The sequence below is a fragment of the Candidatus Pantoea gossypiicola genome, assembly GCF_008632075.1.
GTDB classification, from domain to species: Bacteria; Pseudomonadota; Gammaproteobacteria; order Enterobacterales; family Enterobacteriaceae; genus Pantoea; species Pantoea gossypiicola.
In genome coordinates, this window is record NZ_VWVM01000003.1 from 205,131 (window position 1) to 219,131 (window position 14,001).

Below are 14,001 nucleotides of genomic sequence, written 5' to 3' on the forward strand. Positions count from 1 at the left end.
GGCATGTAATCTCCCGGAGGTGAAGGCCTCTGCCAGCCGCAAATCAGCTGTTTCAGCAAAGTCAGTCAGAAAACGTTATCCTTGGTTTATCACTCTGCAGGAGCATAACGATGAAGATCGCGGTTTACAGCACCAAACATTACGATCAGAAATACCTTGAGCAGGTCAATCAGCAGTTCGGCTTTGAACTGGTGTTTTATGACTTTTTACTCTCTGAAAGCACGGCTAAAACCGCTGTGGGTTGCGATGCCGTCTGCATCTTTGTCAACGATGACGGCAGCCGTCCGGTACTGGAAGAGCTGGCCGGACTGGGTGTGAAATACATCGCGCTGCGCTGTGCCGGTTTCAATAATGTCGACCTGGCTGCGGCGAAAGAGCTTGGTCTGGAAGTCGTCCGGGTTCCCGCTTACTCACCTGAAGCGGTGGCTGAACATACGATCGGCCTGATGATGACCCTGAACCGCCGTATTCATCGCGCTTATCAGCGTACCCGTGACGCGAACTTTTCGCTCGATGGGCTGACCGGCTTCAATATGCACAACAAAACTGCGGGCGTTATCGGCACCGGTAAAATTGGGATTGCGACGATGCGCATTCTGAAAGGTTTTGGTATGCGGCTGCTGGCGTTTGATCCCTACCCAAGCGAACAGGCACTGGAGCTGGGCGCGGAATATGTCGATTTGAAGACGCTGTTTGCTGAATCACACGTCATCACGCTGCACTGCCCGCTGACGCCGGAGAATCATCATCTGCTTAACGCCGACGCGTTTAAACAGATGCGCGATGGCGTCATGATTATTAATACCAGTCGCGGTGGTCTGATTGATTCACAGGCTGCCATTGACGCGCTGAAACAGCAGAAAATCGGCTCGCTTGGCATGGACGTTTACGAGAATGAACGCGACCTTTTCTTTGAAGACAAGTCGAATGATGTGATTCAGGACGATGTGTTCCGCCGTCTGTCGGCGTGCCATAACGTTTTGTTCACCGGCCATCAGGCGTTTTTAACCGCTGAAGCGCTGACCGCCATTTCTGAAACGACGCTGAGTAATCTCAGCCAGCTCGATCGGGGTGAAAACTGCCCGAACCGACTTTCAGCCTGACTTTTCGCTGTATAACTGCGCGGGCCGGAGCAATCCGGCCTGTTCATCAGCGCGCGCAATTCCCGCCAATCAACGCCTGCTCATCACAGCGGCGTCCATTCACTAACTGACACATTCCCACGCGCGAGCCATCAAGCTGATGCGAAAATGCCAGCGTTCCGCCTGCATTCGAACAGGTGCTTTCTGCCAGGGAAGACATTACCACCCGTGGCTGGATATGGGCGGCGGTGGCTTGTTGCGGTGGCTCGTTATCATCACTGTTGCTGCTGCAGGCAGAGAGTAATAGCGCGGCACCGGCCAGCAAAAAGGTGGCTGCTTTCATCAGTCGGACTCCGGGAATTGAGGTAAAAGGCTGGCTCAGCATATGTCAGGCAGCACAAGGGGTCGAGAGGTGAAACAGCTTTTTACAAAATTCTGCAGCGTCATTTGCAAGCAGAATTATCTTGTTTACCTGTTATCACTCAACTGCCACCCTTTTTCAGCCCTTATTAATTCGGAGTAAACCCATGTTAATGGATATGTTAATTCGCATCGCGCTGGCCGGTATTCTCGGCGGCCTGATAGGCCTGGAGCGGCAGATGCGGGCTAAAGAAGCGGGATTACGTACTCATATTCTGGTCGGTATCGGCAGTGCCATGTTTATGCTGGTGTCGAAATATGGCTTCGCCGACATGCTCAGCAGCGACCACGTGGCACTGGACCCCAGCCGTATTGCCGCTCAGGTGGTCAGCGGAATGGGATTTCTTGGCGCGGGCACCATTATGATCCAGAAGCAGGTGGTAAAGGGTTTAACCACCGCGGCGGGCCTGTGGGTGACGGCAGCAATTGGTCTGGTCATCGGCAGCGGCATGTATGAGATTGGCATCTATGGCACGGTGCTGGCGCTGGTCGTGCTGGAAGTGTTCCGCCGCCTGAGCCATCTTTTAATCGGCAAACACCATACGCTGCTGGTTTTTCTTAAGCCTAAAAGCGTGCCGCTGGTGCTGCTGGTCATGCAGCGGGAAGGCATACGCTACGGCAATGTGACGGTGATTAATCGTGATGAAGAGAGCGGTCTGTGTGAACTCAGTGTTCAGGTGACGCTTTCCCGCAAATCGAATGATGCGTACCTTTATGACAAGGTTATGGAGATCAAGGGTGTTCAGTCACTGGAGATGATGTAATCCCGCCACAAATGCCGCTCAGACCAGATATATCCCTGCGGGCATCCGGACGTTGCAGAAGGCGGTTCTTAGTAGCCAGCCCCTTCTGCACTCCCCCATCCGGATCTGGCTGACCGCATACCTGGCTATCCTGTAAAGCAGCTTACTGACTGACCTGAGACATAGAGCGTGCCGGGAATTAATGGCATAATCCGTTATTGTTTATCATTGCAATCATTTGAGCCGGGGACAAATGCGCCAAAACTCTGACCATTCTGAAGAAACCCTGCCTGCTGCTTCGCGCAAAAATTACCAGCCAGCATTAATCGTGCTGATTTTTACGCTGATTGCGGGTGCTGCGGGGATCATGATGATACTGGATCATCGGAACTCGGTTAATAACGCGCTGGAGACCGGACAATGTCTGGTTGAAGAAGGTGCGGAAGATATTCTGGAAGTACTCAGGCATTTTTTACATCATGCTTATCGCTGGATTTTTAAGGCCTGCGGCTGAATTCAGTGCAGCATAAAATGGAGTAAACCATGCCGGTTGACGAGCAGCAGAACACCGCAATACATAACCGCAACATAGCAAAGTAAAAAGAGTATCAGCGTCGTAATAAATCTGATGCCGTACTTTTTAATTTTGCGATTTTTATCGGGATGCCTCATAAACATTAAATATTGATTCATTTTTATTCACATTGATAGGCCGACATTAAACGGCTTCACAGGAAGTCTGTATTGACGAAATGTGCGAACCGACAGTTCACTGTATAAGAGAGTCTGCGTAAACGCATTTAAGCATAAAACGTAAACGCCCGCTCTTGCGCAATCTGCTTATCGGAGGTCATTAACCTCACCTGATTTATTGAAAAATCACTTTTTAGTGCGTGCTACACGGATTATAAAACCATCGTTTTTATTGAGGTGCAGAACACGCCAGTACATTTGAATTTATTATAAACCCAGCGGGTCAACACACATTCAACAGAGCCTTTTTCGATGAAAACGAGCGCTGCGATTAATATCTGACTCTCTTCTAATTTAATGAAAGCATTTCTTTTGATGTACATCAAATCAGAACAATACAACCCGGAATCTATTTAGGCCCGATTGATTCATAGCAGCGCATGCTGTGTTTTTTATTAATCCGGTAGTTCTGATGAAATTTTTTTTAATTATCTCTGTCATTTTTATGGCCTCAGGCTGTGCGGTTAAAAGAGATCATGCGCGGACTGATGCTTACCCGTCATCACCGCCTTCCTGCTCAACGCATAGTGATGAAATTGATTGTCAGTGGAAAGATGTGCCCGTCAGCTGACACTGCGCAGCTGAACACTTTCCATTTGCTTACGATTAAGCAAAGCTCGCCCTCTTTCCTCGCGCGCTTTCGCAGCACCGCATTCCGGCAATAATCGCCCTGACGGGTAACGCGGCCTGTGACGCTGATGGTGATTATCCGCTGATTGCTTCACTCCGGGCTGGCATTCGCGGCAACAATCCGTACCATACGCTGCATATTCGTAACATCACAGTGAAGTGACCGGCCGGGCGTACATCGATTCGCCCTTTAGCTACGCTTTCTGGTTTTTGAGATAGGTAAAAATGCAAGATAATCAAACGGTTGCCAAGAAAGAACAGTACAACCTGAATAAACTGCAGAAGCGTTTGCGTCGTAATGTCGGCGAAGCCATTGCAGATTTTAATATGATCGAAGAAGGCGATCGCATCATGGTCTGTCTGTCGGGCGGTAAAGACAGCTACACCATGCTGGAAATTTTACGCAGTCTGCAAAAAAGCGCACCGGTCAACTTCAGCCTGATTGCCGTCAATCTCGACCAGAAACAGCCGGGCTTCCCTGAGCACATCCTGCCGCAATATCTTGAGTCGCAGGGTGTTGAGTACCGGATTGTCGAAGAAGATACCTACTCCATCGTCAAAGATAAGGTCCCGGAAGGCAAAACCACCTGTTCACTCTGCTCACGCCTGCGCCGTGGCATTCTCTATCGCGTCGCGACAGAACTCGGTTGCACTAAAATTGCGCTGGGCCACCATCGCGATGACATCCTGCAGACGCTGTTCCTGAATATGTTCTACGGTGGAAAACTGAAAGGCATGCCGCCAAAGCTGATGAGCGACGATGGTAAGCAGATTGTGATCCGTCCACTGGCCTACTGCCGTGAGAAAGATATCATTCGCTTCTCCGAAGCGCGTCAGTTCCCGATTATCCCGTGCAACCTTTGCGGTTCTCAGCCGAACCTGCAGCGTCAGGTGGTAGCCGATATGCTGCGTGACTGGGATAAGCGCTATCCTGGCCGCATCGAAACCATGTTCAGCGCGATGCAAAACGTGGTGCCGTCGCACCTGGCCGATGTCAATCTGTTCGATTTTAAAGGCATCAAACATGGTGATGCAGTCATTGATGGCGGCGATCTCGCCTTTGACCGGGAAACGCTGCCTTCACAGCCTGTAGGCTGGCGGATCGATGAAGACGATGCACCCGATATCAGCGTGCGTCTGGATGTACTACAGATTAAATAAGTGCGGGAACGTTTAAGGGCGTGCTGCGAGCAGCACGCCCTTTTTTTATATGTTGCGATGTGGCGGTGGATCCATTATCGGCGGAAATTCCGGATCGGTTGGCGGATCAGGCTGCGGTTGCGGATGGGGAATGGGCTCAGGAATCGGGACAGGATCCGTGGGGATCGGCTCGCTGTTAAAAATCGCGCTCATGCCGTACTCCTTTTCTTGCGAATGGACTTTAAGCTTAGATAAGGAACGGCGTTACAGCCAGGCAGACAAAAAAAAGCCGGCACACTGGCCGGCATGTTTCGAATTAAATGTGCTATGCATTAATTCTAAATATGGAAGTAAGACAATATGGAGCGCAACGCCCATCGCTTGACGTTGCATTCACCTGCGGGAGAGAGTTTGCGTCAGCAGCGACAATGGATTCTTGATGTCGATCAGCTTTTGTTCGCTTAACGCGATTTTCAACCCACATATCAGGATTTCCGCTTTAAACAGGGGACTATGCCGACATCACCTTTGCCGCATCAGAGCCAGCGCCGTTTACGCAGATAGCCCGCGACCCCTGATGCCAGCGCCACCAGCAGCAGACAGAAGATTGAAAACCCATATTTCCATTCACCGCCCGGAATACCGCCCAGGTTAACGCCAAACAGGCCGGTCAGAAACGTGGCGGGCAGAAAGATCATCGCCATCAGTGACATGGTATAGGTGCGGCGGTTCATCGACTCCGCCATTGCAGAGGCGACTTCATCAGCCAGAATCGCGGTGCGTGCCACGCCTGCATCCAGATCGTCCAGTCCGCGCCCCAGACGGTCGGCAATTTCCTGCATCCGGCGGCGTTCGCTGTCATCCATCCAGGCCAGTTTTTCACTGGCCAGCCTGGCATAGACATCGCGCTGAGGTGCCATGTAACGCCGCATCACAATCAGTTGCTTGCGCAGCAGGCCCAGCTCGCCGCGCGCGGGCATCCGCTGATCAAGCAGCGCATCTTCCAGCTCGATGATTTTGTCATGTAACTCTTCGATAAATTCGCTGGTGTGATCGGTCAGCGCATCACAGACATCTACCAGCCAGCTGCCGCAGTCAATCGGGCCATTACCGTTTTGCAAATCGGTGAGCACTTCATCGACTGCAGAGACTTTGCGCCGCCGGGTCGAGACGATGAGCTTATCGTTGATAAACACCCGCATGACTACCAGCTGGTCGCGACGTGCATCGCTATTGTGGTTGACGCTGCGCAGTACGATCATAAACCCGTCGCCTAGTCGGCTGACGCGAGGACGCATGCTGTCGCCCGCTAAGGCGTCACGCACCGTATCGGGGATCTGTGGCGTTGACTGCAGCCATTCGGCGCTCTTGCGATGGGTATAGTTGAGATGCAGCCAGCAGGGCTGCTCACACTGGATGACTTCATCTTCAGCAATCGGGATCATTCCACCCTTACCATCCAGCTGGCAGGAAATAATGGCATCTGAAACCTGTAATGCTTTTCCTTCAATAACGTCCACACCGTCCCCTCTCTACTAAAATCAATACGATACAGTCTAGCGTGACGGCGTTGAGTTGCAATCTCCGGGCTGTGTAGAAAGATGTCAGCCGATGGCCGGAAAACCGGCCACCTGTGGCTTAGTGCTTTTCAATCCAGAGTTCACGGCTGTAGGCGACGTCTTCAGGATTGGTAATGGGATAGCCTTTGACCCAGGGTTTAATCAGGCGGCCATTGGTGTACTGATAGATAGGAGCAATCGGCGTCTGTTCGGCCAGGATCTGCTCCGCCCGGTTGTAGTCGCTGTTGCGCGCCTGGTCATTGGTCTCTTTGCTGGCTTTGGCGATGACCGCATCATAATCCGCGTTGCTGAAACGCGAAATATTGCTGCTGTTGCCTGAGGTCAGCAGATTCAGGAAGGTAGATGGCTCATTGTAGTCACCCACCCACGAAGCACGGATCACATCAAAGTTCCCGCTATTACGGCTGTCGATATAAGTTTTCCACTCCTGATTCTCCAGCGTGACATCTGCCCCGAGGTTCTTTTTCCACATTGAGGCCACGGCAATCGCAATCTTCTGATGACTCTCAGAGGTGTTATAGAGCAACTTAAGTTTCAGCGGCTTAGCCGGGCCATAACCGGCGGCGGTGAGCAGCGCTTTCGCCTGCGCGTTCAGGGTGTTCTGATCGTGCTGTTGCATGAAAGTGGGCAATGGCTTAAAGCCGGCTGTCACATCTGGCGTAAAGTGCCACGCTGGCTTCTCACCGGTGCCCAACACTTTTTCAGCAATCACTTTGCGATCGATAGACCATGACAGCGCTTTGCGGACTCGCACATCGGCAGTCGGCCCCTTCTGCGTGTTAAAGGCATAATAATAGGTACCCAACTGGTCAGGTGTGTAGACCTCTCCCGGCAACGTTTTTTTCAGCATCGCATACATATTTTTAGGGAAGGATTCGGTGATATCGACATCATTCGCGCGATAGCGCTTGGTGGCGCTCGACTCTTCATTGATCGGGACAAAGGTTACTTTTGTCAGCACCGAATGCGCATCATCCCAGTAGTCCGGATTACGGATCAGAACGATTTTTTCATTTACCACCCGCTCGCTGAGCTGATAGGCACCGTTGCCCACCAGTTTGCCGGGTGCTGTCCAGCTGTCGCCCTCCTGCGCAATCATCTTCTGAGGAACCGGGAAGAGCGCCACGTTAGCCACCAGCGCCGGGAACCACGGCACCGGACGATCCAGCGTCACTTTCAGCTGCGTTTTACCCTGAGCGATCACACCCAGCTTATCGGGCGTCATTTCACCTTTGGTAATCGCTGCCGCATTTTCAATGCCGCTTAAGCCCGCGAACCAGGCAAAGGGCGAACTGTTTTTAGGATCGACCAGGCGCTGCCAGCTGTAGACAAAATCCTGTGCGGTAACCGGATCGCCGTTTGACCATCGCGCGTTATTGCGCAGGGTGAAGACCCAGGTTTTGTTGTCGCTACTGCTCCAGCTCTGCGCCACGCCCGGCACAATTTTGCCCTGCGCATCCTGATTGGTCAGGCCTTCAAACAGATCGCGAATCACCTGAATTTCCGGCAGCCCGACCGCTTTAAGCGGATCAAGTGAAGCGGGTTCATCTTTAATGTGGCGAACGATCTGCTGCTGTTCGGCCAGCTGTGCGCCAGCGGGTAGATTCGCCGCGATAGCGGGTGTGATAACGCTACTCAGACTGATTGCTGCCAGCGTCATGCGAAAGGTCTTAACCATCATCACTCCTTTACCCTAAAGAAGTGCTGCATCAGTCTGTTGCTGATGCAGCGTGTGCAGGGCACTTTAGCGCAAATGGCTGACAGATAAATAGCTATTTTCCGCGCACAGCTTTTCCGCTACTTTGAGTAAAACCCTTTGAGGAAATGAGTATGTCACTACTCCATCCGCGTCCCCTGCGGGGCAAACTTGACGTTCCCTATCAGCAGTATGGCCGCTCTGTGCTGGGCGCACCGCTGTTGTGGTTTCCGGCTCCTCTGGGCGATGCCGATAGCGGTCTGATCCTGGCCGGCACCCACGGTGATGAGAATGCGGCCATTGCGACGCTTTCCGCCGCATTGCGCACGCTGCCCGACGGCATGCGTCGGCACCACGTGGTATTAGCGATCAATCCGGATGGCTGTCAGCTCGGGCTGCGCGCCAATGCAAATGGCGTCGATCTCAACCGTAATTTCCCGGCAGCAAACTGGCAGTCAGGCGAGACGGTGTATCGCTGGAACAGTGCGGCCGATGCGCGAGATGTGGCACTCTCAACCGGCACGCATCCGGGTTCTGAACCGGAAACCCAGGCGCTCTGTGCCCTGATTCATCAGCTTAAGCCGTGCTGGATCGTCTCATGGCATGAACCGCTGGGCTGTATTGACGATCCGCATCAGGTGGAGATTGGCGGCTGGCTGGCCAGCCATACCCGCCTTCCCCGAGTCAGCAGCGTCGGCTATGACACGCCAGGCTCATTCGGCAGCTGGTGTCACGATCTCAGTCTGCCCTGCGTGACCGCTGAAATGCCGGTCATTTCCGTGGATGAAGCCACGGAGACTTACCTTGAAATGATGGTTAACCTGCTGCGCTGGCAGCAATAATCAGCTGACCGTTGCGCACGTTGATCGCCGGTTCTGCATCGACCGCCAGCCAGGTTGGCCCGTCGAGATCGGCGAAGCGGGTCTGCGGCACCAGCGGCAGCGCAGCGCGTATTGCCCGCGAGGTACAAAGCATGCAGCCCAGCATCACCGCAAAACCCTGCTGCTGAGCCGTATCGGCCAGTGCAAGCGCCTCGGTCAGTCCGCCCGTTTTATCCAGTTTAATGTTGACCATCTCATAACGGCCTCGTAGTGCCGCCAGGCTTTCGCGGGTATGACAGCTCTCATCAGCGCAGATCGGTAACGGATGGATAAAGTTCTCCAGTGCCGCATCCTCATCCGCGGGCAGAGGCTGCTCAAGCATCGCCACATCGATATCGGCCAGTAACTGACAGCGTGCCGCCAGGCCTTCGGCGTGCCATGACTCATTGGCATCCACAATCAGGGTCGCGTCCGGCACGGCGGCGCGGATCGCCATCAGCCGTTCGGTGATGAAATTATCGTCCAGCTTAACCTTCAGCAGCGTTGCACCATGCTGCCACAGCGCCAGCGCGCTGCTGGCCATCGCTTCCGGGGTATCGATACTGACGGTCTGTGCGGTGACCACATCCTCAGGGGGGGTAACGCCACTAAGCTGCCAGAGGCTGCTCTGCTGCTGATGTGCGGCTAAATCCCACAGGGCGCTGTCAATGGCGTTGCGCGCGGCACCAGCAGGCAGAGCCTGTTGCAGCGCTTCACGCGTCATGCCCTGTTGCAGCGCCGGCAGCAGCGTGGCGATTTGCGCCAGTACTGACGCCTCGCTTTCACCGTAGCGCGCATAGGGGGTCGCTTCTCCGACGCCTTTGACGCCGTCTTCCTCAATTTCAACCACCACCACTTTGGCTTCGGTTCGCGTTCCACGGGCAATGACAAACGGCGTATGCAATGGCCAGGCTTCGGGATAACTTTTTACCGTTCTCATTTCCACTCCACAATGTAGGACGCAGTGGCAGAGCGCCACGTTAAATTCAACAATTGAACTCGTAAACCCTTAACATTTATGTCATAAACAACGGCTATCTTTAGCCGTTTTGTGTCAGATCTTTTTTTTCATCAAAAGGAATCACTATGTCTCAGACTGTTCATTTTCAGGGTAACGCCGTACCGGTTGCTGGTCAGTTTCCTCAGGCTGGCGATAAAGCCAAAGCTTTCACACTGGTCGCTAAAAATCTGGTCAACGTTGCGCTCTCTGAGTATGCAGGAAAACGCAAAATTCTGAACATTTTCCCGAGTGTTGATACCGGCGTCTGTGCTTCATCTGTGCGCAAATTCAATCAGGCCGCGAGTGAACTGAATAATACGGTGGTGCTGTGTATTTCTGCGGACCTGCCGTTTGCCCAGTCACGTTTCTGTGGTGCAGAAAACCTGAGTAACGTTGTGACCCTGTCGACGCTGCGCGGCTCAGAGTTTAAGTATGATTATGGCGTGGAAATTGCCGATGGTGCGCTGGAAGGCCTGACTGCGCGTGCGGTGGTCGTGCTGGATGAGAACGATAAAGTAATCTACAGCCAGCTGGTGGATGAAATCACTACTGAGCCTGATTACGACGCTGCACTGGCCGCGTTGAAGTAATAAAAAAGCGGATAACCTGGTTATCCGCCGATGTTACAGATATTGCCAGGCTCGATTAGCTATCAGATCGAGCCTGCACAAAAACCGGGTCAGATCGGAAAGACGCAAAATCTGTCATCCATGACCGCTCGGCTGGCACAATTACGCCCCTCATCCCTGAGGGGTGCCCGTAGCCGGGCCAACGCTCTGCGTTGTTCAAAAACGCTCCCGGCGTTTTAGTACGCCCCTCATCCCTGAGGGGCGCCCGTTGCCGGGCCAACGCTTCGCATTGTTCAAAAACGCCTGGCGTTTTTGTTCATGGTGCGGGACGCTTTCCTTCTCTGCCCCCGTTCCCTGCGCGTTGAGCTAATCTATTGCTGCCAGATCCGCCATGAGTCTGCGAAGAGGAACTGAGAAGCTTATTCGCTTTCGGTACGCTTCTGCCCCAGACCATATTCCCGCAGCTTATTGGCAATCGCGGTGTGTGATACACCCAGCCGTTTTGCCAGCTTTCGGGTACTGGGATAAGAGAGATAAAGCCGCGTCAGAATCGAGCGTTCGAAACGGCTGGTGATCTGATCCAGCGTCCCTTCCAGGGCTTCATCGCCGAGTGACACATCCAGCGCCTGTTCGGGCAACACGATATCCTGTGGACGCAGCTCGTAACCTTCCAGCTGGGTTAATGCCCGATACAGCGCGTTTTTCAACTGACGTACGTTGCCAGGCCAGGCATAACGGGTCAGAAACGCATTGAGCTGTGGCGAGAGACGAGGACGCGCCATTCCCTGCTCATCCGCGAAGCGGGCCACAAACATCTCAGTCAGCGACAGAATGTCCTGTGGACGATCGCGCAGCGGCGGCAGTTGCAGCGTCAGTACATTGAGACGGTAGAAGAGATCTTCGCGAAACTCCCCGCGCTGCACCAGTTCAATCAGGTTCTTCTGCGTGGCGCAAATCACCCGCACATTGACATGGACTTCATGCTCTTCGCCGACGCGACGGAAAGTGCCGTCATTAAGAAAACGCAGCAGCTTGGTCTGCATTCTTGGCGACATCTCGCCAATCTCATCCAGCAGTACCGAGCCGCCATTGGCCTGCTCAAAAAAGCCTTTTTTGCCTTCCAGCGCATTCGGATAAGCGCCGGCTGCATGACCAAACAGTTCGCTTTCGGCAACATCGTCGGGCAAAGAGGCACAGTTCAGCGCCAGAAAAGGATTTTTCCCGCGGGCACTACGCAGATGACAGGCGCGTGCCAGCATATCTTTCCCGGTGCCGGTGTCGCCAACAATCAGTAGCGGCGCATCAAGCATCGCCAGTTTACGTGCCTGATCGACGACCTGACGCATCTTCGGCGTGACGGCAATGATATGGTCAAACTCCGATTCGTCAGTGACCACCAGATTCTGCAACTGGCGGCCCATACGGGCTGTCGACTTCAGCATCACCATCGCCCCAACCGGCCTGTCGCTCTGGCCCTCTTCACCCGGCAGGTAGATAGGACGTGCCTCCATCAGAAAATCACGCCCCTCAATGACGACATGCTGGGCCTGCGCCTCAACACGATCGCTTTCGAGCCAGCGCATGAAATTAAAGCCGTTAATCAGATGACCGGCGCTAAAGTTGCGCATCTTCTCTTCATCGAGATTAAACAGGTTCTGAGCAGCGGGATTCGCCAGTTCAACCTTGCTTTTCAGATCGATGGAGAAAACCGGATCCGGCATCGCCACCAGCAGCGCACTCAGCGCCCGATGCTCCCGTTCAGAGGGCATGTACGTTACCGTGCGCACATCTGTTACGCCGGGTGTACGCCGGATTTCCGCCATCAGATTACTGAAGGCGTCAAATTCCAGTGCAGAAAAGTTCAGGTAGATGCGGCCCAGTGCCGTGATTTCGATACCGCGTAAATCAATGTTGCGTGCCACCAGCAGGTCAAGCAGCTCACGCGTCAGACCGATACGGTCCTGACAGAACACTTCCAGACGCATTGCGTTCGCCTTAATCAGGTTCAGATAAAACAATAATACGCTATGTGGCGCACCTGCATAAAGGTATCTGTCAGGAAATGTTGACAGTTCTGGCTCGTATGGCGGAGTTTTGTACTGACCTGCTGTCGACTCTCATTTCCGGCTGAATGTCAGTCTTAGTCAGCGCCGGACTGTTGATTGCGGGCTGATTACGGTATATTTTTCTTAATTGATTAAAATTGATTATAAAATGCTGACTTTCTTCGCAAAATATCTGACTGTGGGTATGGTTAATACCCTGATTCATTGGCTGACCTTTTTCCTCGCGCTGAGCCTGGGTCTCATGCAGTCGACTGCTAACCTGATTGCTTTTTGCATGGCCGTCACCTTCTCTTTCTTTGTTAATGCGCGCTGGACCTTTAAACAGCAGGCCACGGCATGGCGTTATAGTCTTTACGTCGTTTTTATGGGCGCGATGGCATTCAGCGTAGGTTATCTGGCTGACCAGTTGGGCCTCTATCCGATCATGACATTGATTGCTTCATCGGCTATCAGTCTGGTATGTGGCTTTCTTTTTTCCCGCTTTGTCATATTCAAAGGAGAATAATGAAAATCTCTTTGGTGGTGCCGGTATTTAATGAAGAGGAGGTTATCCCTCTTTTTTATGATGCTGTCAGAAAATATGAAGCGCTTGCAGAGTGGCAGGTTGAGATTGTATTTATCGATGATGGCAGCACAGACGCAACGTATAAACTGATAACTCAACTGAGCCAGCGCGATCCCCTGGTGCGCAGCCTGTCGTTTATCCGTAATTTCGGCAAGGAACCGGCGCTGTTTGCCGGACTGGAAGCCGCCACCGGCGACGCCGTGATCCCGATTGATGTGGATTTGCAGGATCCGATCACGATTATTCCCGACATGATCCGAAAATGGCAGGCGGGCGCTGATATCGTGTTAGCCAAGCGGATTGACAGACGTGCCGATGGTCACCTCAAACGCAAAACAGCGCACTGGTTTTATAAGCTGCACAACAGCATCAGCGATCCGCAGATAGAAGAGAACGTCGGTGATTTCCGGCTGATGTCGCGAGAAGTGGTTGAGAACATTAAGCTGCTGCCTGAGAAGAATCTCTTTATGAAGGGCATTCTGAGCTGGGTGGGCGGACAGACGGACATCGTGGAATATGTGCGCACTGAGCGAATGGCTGGCCGCAGTAAATTCGGGGGCTGGAAGCTGTGGAATCTTGCGCTGGAGGGACTGACCTCATTCTCTACTGTTCCGCTACGCATCTGGTCATATCTGGGTTTCTTAGTGGCCTCGCTGGCCTTCCTGTATGGACTCTGGATGATCGTGGATAAACTGCTGTTCGGTAATCCGGTGCCGGGTTACCCCTCTATTCTGGTATCGGTGCTGTTTCTCGGAGGTGTTCAGCTTATTGGCATTGGCGTGTTGGGTGAATATATTGGCCGCATCTATATGGAAACCAAAAACCGGCCTCGCTATATTTTGCGAAAATCCGCGACGACCCGTTTGCCCCCACCTCAGAACACGGATTAAACCGCGC

At 53.0% G+C, this 14,001-nt stretch carries 14 protein-coding genes; 8 read left to right on the plus strand and 6 right to left on the minus strand.

From position 1 onward, the window contains the following. The first annotated feature begins 110 nt into the window (after window positions 1-110). On the plus strand, window positions 111-1,103 hold the full coding sequence (locus F3I20_RS05490; protein ID WP_150010229.1) for a 2-hydroxyacid dehydrogenase: 993 nt from the start codon (window positions 111-113) through the stop codon (window positions 1,101-1,103). A 46-nt stretch (window positions 1,104-1,149) separates the two neighbouring features. Here F3I20_RS05490 and F3I20_RS05495 read toward each other — a convergent pair whose 3' ends face one another. Then, entirely contained in the window at window positions 1,150-1,425 is a 276-nt protein-coding gene (locus F3I20_RS05495) for a putative hemolysin (protein ID WP_003853763.1), read from the minus strand. Between the two features lie 184 nt (window positions 1,426-1,609). Here F3I20_RS05495 and F3I20_RS05500 point away from each other — a divergent pair, with 184 nt between their 5' ends. From F3I20_RS05500 to ttcA, 3 genes are all read left to right on the plus strand, one after another. Then, complete coding sequence (locus tag F3I20_RS05500) at window positions 1,610-2,266, plus strand: MgtC/SapB family protein (protein WP_150010231.1); 657 nt, start codon at window positions 1,610-1,612, stop codon at window positions 2,264-2,266. Between the two features lie 232 nt (window positions 2,267-2,498). Continuing rightward, window positions 2,499-2,759: a hypothetical protein gene (locus F3I20_RS05505; RefSeq protein WP_150010233.1), complete on the plus strand. Its 261-nt coding sequence runs from the start codon at window positions 2,499-2,501 to the stop codon at window positions 2,757-2,759. 1,094 nt (window positions 2,760-3,853) lie between these two features. Beyond that, window positions 3,854-4,789, plus strand: coding sequence for a tRNA 2-thiocytidine(32) synthetase TtcA (ttcA, locus tag F3I20_RS05510; protein ID WP_150037103.1), 936 nt, complete (start codon window positions 3,854-3,856; stop codon window positions 4,787-4,789). Between the two features lie 45 nt (window positions 4,790-4,834). Here ttcA and ynaL read toward each other — a convergent pair whose 3' ends face one another. The 3 genes from ynaL to F3I20_RS05520 all read right to left on the minus strand — a co-directional run bounded on the left by ynaL (window position 4,835) and on the right by F3I20_RS05520 (window position 8,026). Further along, a complete protein-coding gene (gene ynaL / locus F3I20_RS23860) occupies window positions 4,835-4,981 on the minus strand; it encodes a proline-rich small protein YnaL (protein ID WP_190286150.1) in 147 nt (48 codons plus the stop codon). Window positions 4,982-5,304: 323 nt separating this feature from the next. Next, entirely contained in the window at window positions 5,305-6,288 is a 984-nt protein-coding gene (gene zntB, locus F3I20_RS05515) for a zinc transporter ZntB (protein WP_150010239.1), read from the minus strand. A gap of 118 nt (window positions 6,289-6,406) precedes the next feature. After that, window positions 6,407-8,026, minus strand: coding sequence for a peptide ABC transporter substrate-binding protein (locus tag F3I20_RS05520; protein WP_150037156.1), 1,620 nt, complete (start codon window positions 8,024-8,026; stop codon window positions 6,407-6,409). Window positions 8,027-8,178: 152 nt separating this feature from the next. On the opposite strand from F3I20_RS05520, the gene mpaA reads away from it, so the two are divergent. Beyond that, window positions 8,179-8,886 carry a murein tripeptide amidase MpaA gene (mpaA, locus tag F3I20_RS05525; protein WP_150010241.1) on the plus strand — a complete coding sequence of 236 codons (708 nt, stop codon included), beginning with the start codon at window positions 8,179-8,181 and terminating at the stop codon, window positions 8,884-8,886. Here mpaA and ycjG read toward each other — a convergent pair. Then, window positions 8,861-9,844 (minus strand): L-Ala-D/L-Glu epimerase, encoded by a 984-nt coding sequence (gene ycjG / locus F3I20_RS05530; protein WP_150037102.1) that lies wholly within the window; start codon window positions 9,842-9,844, stop codon window positions 8,861-8,863. The genes mpaA and ycjG overlap by 26 nt on opposite strands. Window positions 9,845-9,990: 146 nt before the next feature. Between ycjG and tpx the strand changes: the two genes are divergently transcribed. Continuing rightward, window positions 9,991-10,494 carry a thiol peroxidase gene (gene tpx / locus F3I20_RS05535; protein WP_150010245.1) on the plus strand — a complete coding sequence of 168 codons (504 nt, stop codon included), beginning with the start codon at window positions 9,991-9,993 and terminating at the stop codon, window positions 10,492-10,494. Between the two features lie 398 nt (window positions 10,495-10,892). On the opposite strand, the gene tyrR is transcribed toward tpx, so the two are convergent. Next, complete coding sequence (gene tyrR, locus F3I20_RS05540; RefSeq protein WP_150037101.1) at window positions 10,893-12,458, minus strand: transcriptional regulator TyrR; 1,566 nt, start codon at window positions 12,456-12,458, stop codon at window positions 10,893-10,895. 229 nt (window positions 12,459-12,687) lie between these two features. Here tyrR and F3I20_RS05545 point away from each other — a divergent pair, with 229 nt between their 5' ends. Both F3I20_RS05545 and F3I20_RS05550 read left to right on the plus strand, forming a co-directional pair. Further along, on the plus strand, window positions 12,688-13,044 hold the full coding sequence (locus tag F3I20_RS05545; RefSeq protein WP_150010249.1) for a GtrA family protein: 357 nt from the start codon (window positions 12,688-12,690) through the stop codon (window positions 13,042-13,044). After that, window positions 13,044-13,994, plus strand: coding sequence for a glycosyltransferase family 2 protein (locus F3I20_RS05550; RefSeq protein ID WP_150010251.1), 951 nt, complete (start codon window positions 13,044-13,046; stop codon window positions 13,992-13,994). Before F3I20_RS05545 ends, F3I20_RS05550 begins: the two co-directional genes overlap by 1 nt. The last annotated feature ends 7 nt before the right edge of the window (window positions 13,995-14,001 follow it).

What these genes read in the sequence shown, in the direction of transcription:
- F3I20_RS05490 (WP_150010229.1), top strand. Translation starts at nt 111, where the DNA reads ATGAAGATCGCGGTTTACAGCACCAAACATTACGATCAGAAATACCTT.
- F3I20_RS05495 (WP_003853763.1), bottom strand. Translation starts at nt 1,425, where the DNA reads ATGAAAGCAGCCACCTTTTTGCTGGCCGGTGCCGCGCTATTACTCTCT.
- F3I20_RS05500 (WP_150010231.1), top strand. Translation starts at nt 1,610, where the DNA reads ATGTTAATGGATATGTTAATTCGCATCGCGCTGGCCGGTATTCTCGGC.
- F3I20_RS05505 (WP_150010233.1), top strand. Translation starts at nt 2,499, where the DNA reads ATGCGCCAAAACTCTGACCATTCTGAAGAAACCCTGCCTGCTGCTTCG.
- ttcA (WP_150037103.1), top strand. Translation starts at nt 3,854, where the DNA reads ATGCAAGATAATCAAACGGTTGCCAAGAAAGAACAGTACAACCTGAAT.
- ynaL (WP_190286150.1), bottom strand. Translation starts at nt 4,981, where the DNA reads ATGAGCGCGATTTTTAACAGCGAGCCGATCCCCACGGATCCTGTCCCG.
- F3I20_RS05520 (WP_150037156.1), bottom strand. Translation starts at nt 8,026, where the DNA reads ATGGTTAAGACCTTTCGCATGACGCTGGCAGCAATCAGTCTGAGTAGC.
- mpaA (WP_150010241.1), top strand. Translation starts at nt 8,179, where the DNA reads ATGTCACTACTCCATCCGCGTCCCCTGCGGGGCAAACTTGACGTTCCC.
- ycjG (WP_150037102.1), bottom strand. Translation starts at nt 9,844, where the DNA reads ATGAGAACGGTAAAAAGTTATCCCGAAGCCTGGCCATTGCATACGCCG.
- tpx (WP_150010245.1), top strand. Translation starts at nt 9,991, where the DNA reads ATGTCTCAGACTGTTCATTTTCAGGGTAACGCCGTACCGGTTGCTGGT.
- tyrR (WP_150037101.1), bottom strand. Translation starts at nt 12,458, where the DNA reads ATGCGTCTGGAAGTGTTCTGTCAGGACCGTATCGGTCTGACGCGTGAG.
- F3I20_RS05545 (WP_150010249.1), top strand. Translation starts at nt 12,688, where the DNA reads ATGCTGACTTTCTTCGCAAAATATCTGACTGTGGGTATGGTTAATACC.
- F3I20_RS05550 (WP_150010251.1), top strand. Translation starts at nt 13,044, where the DNA reads ATGAAAATCTCTTTGGTGGTGCCGGTATTTAATGAAGAGGAGGTTATC.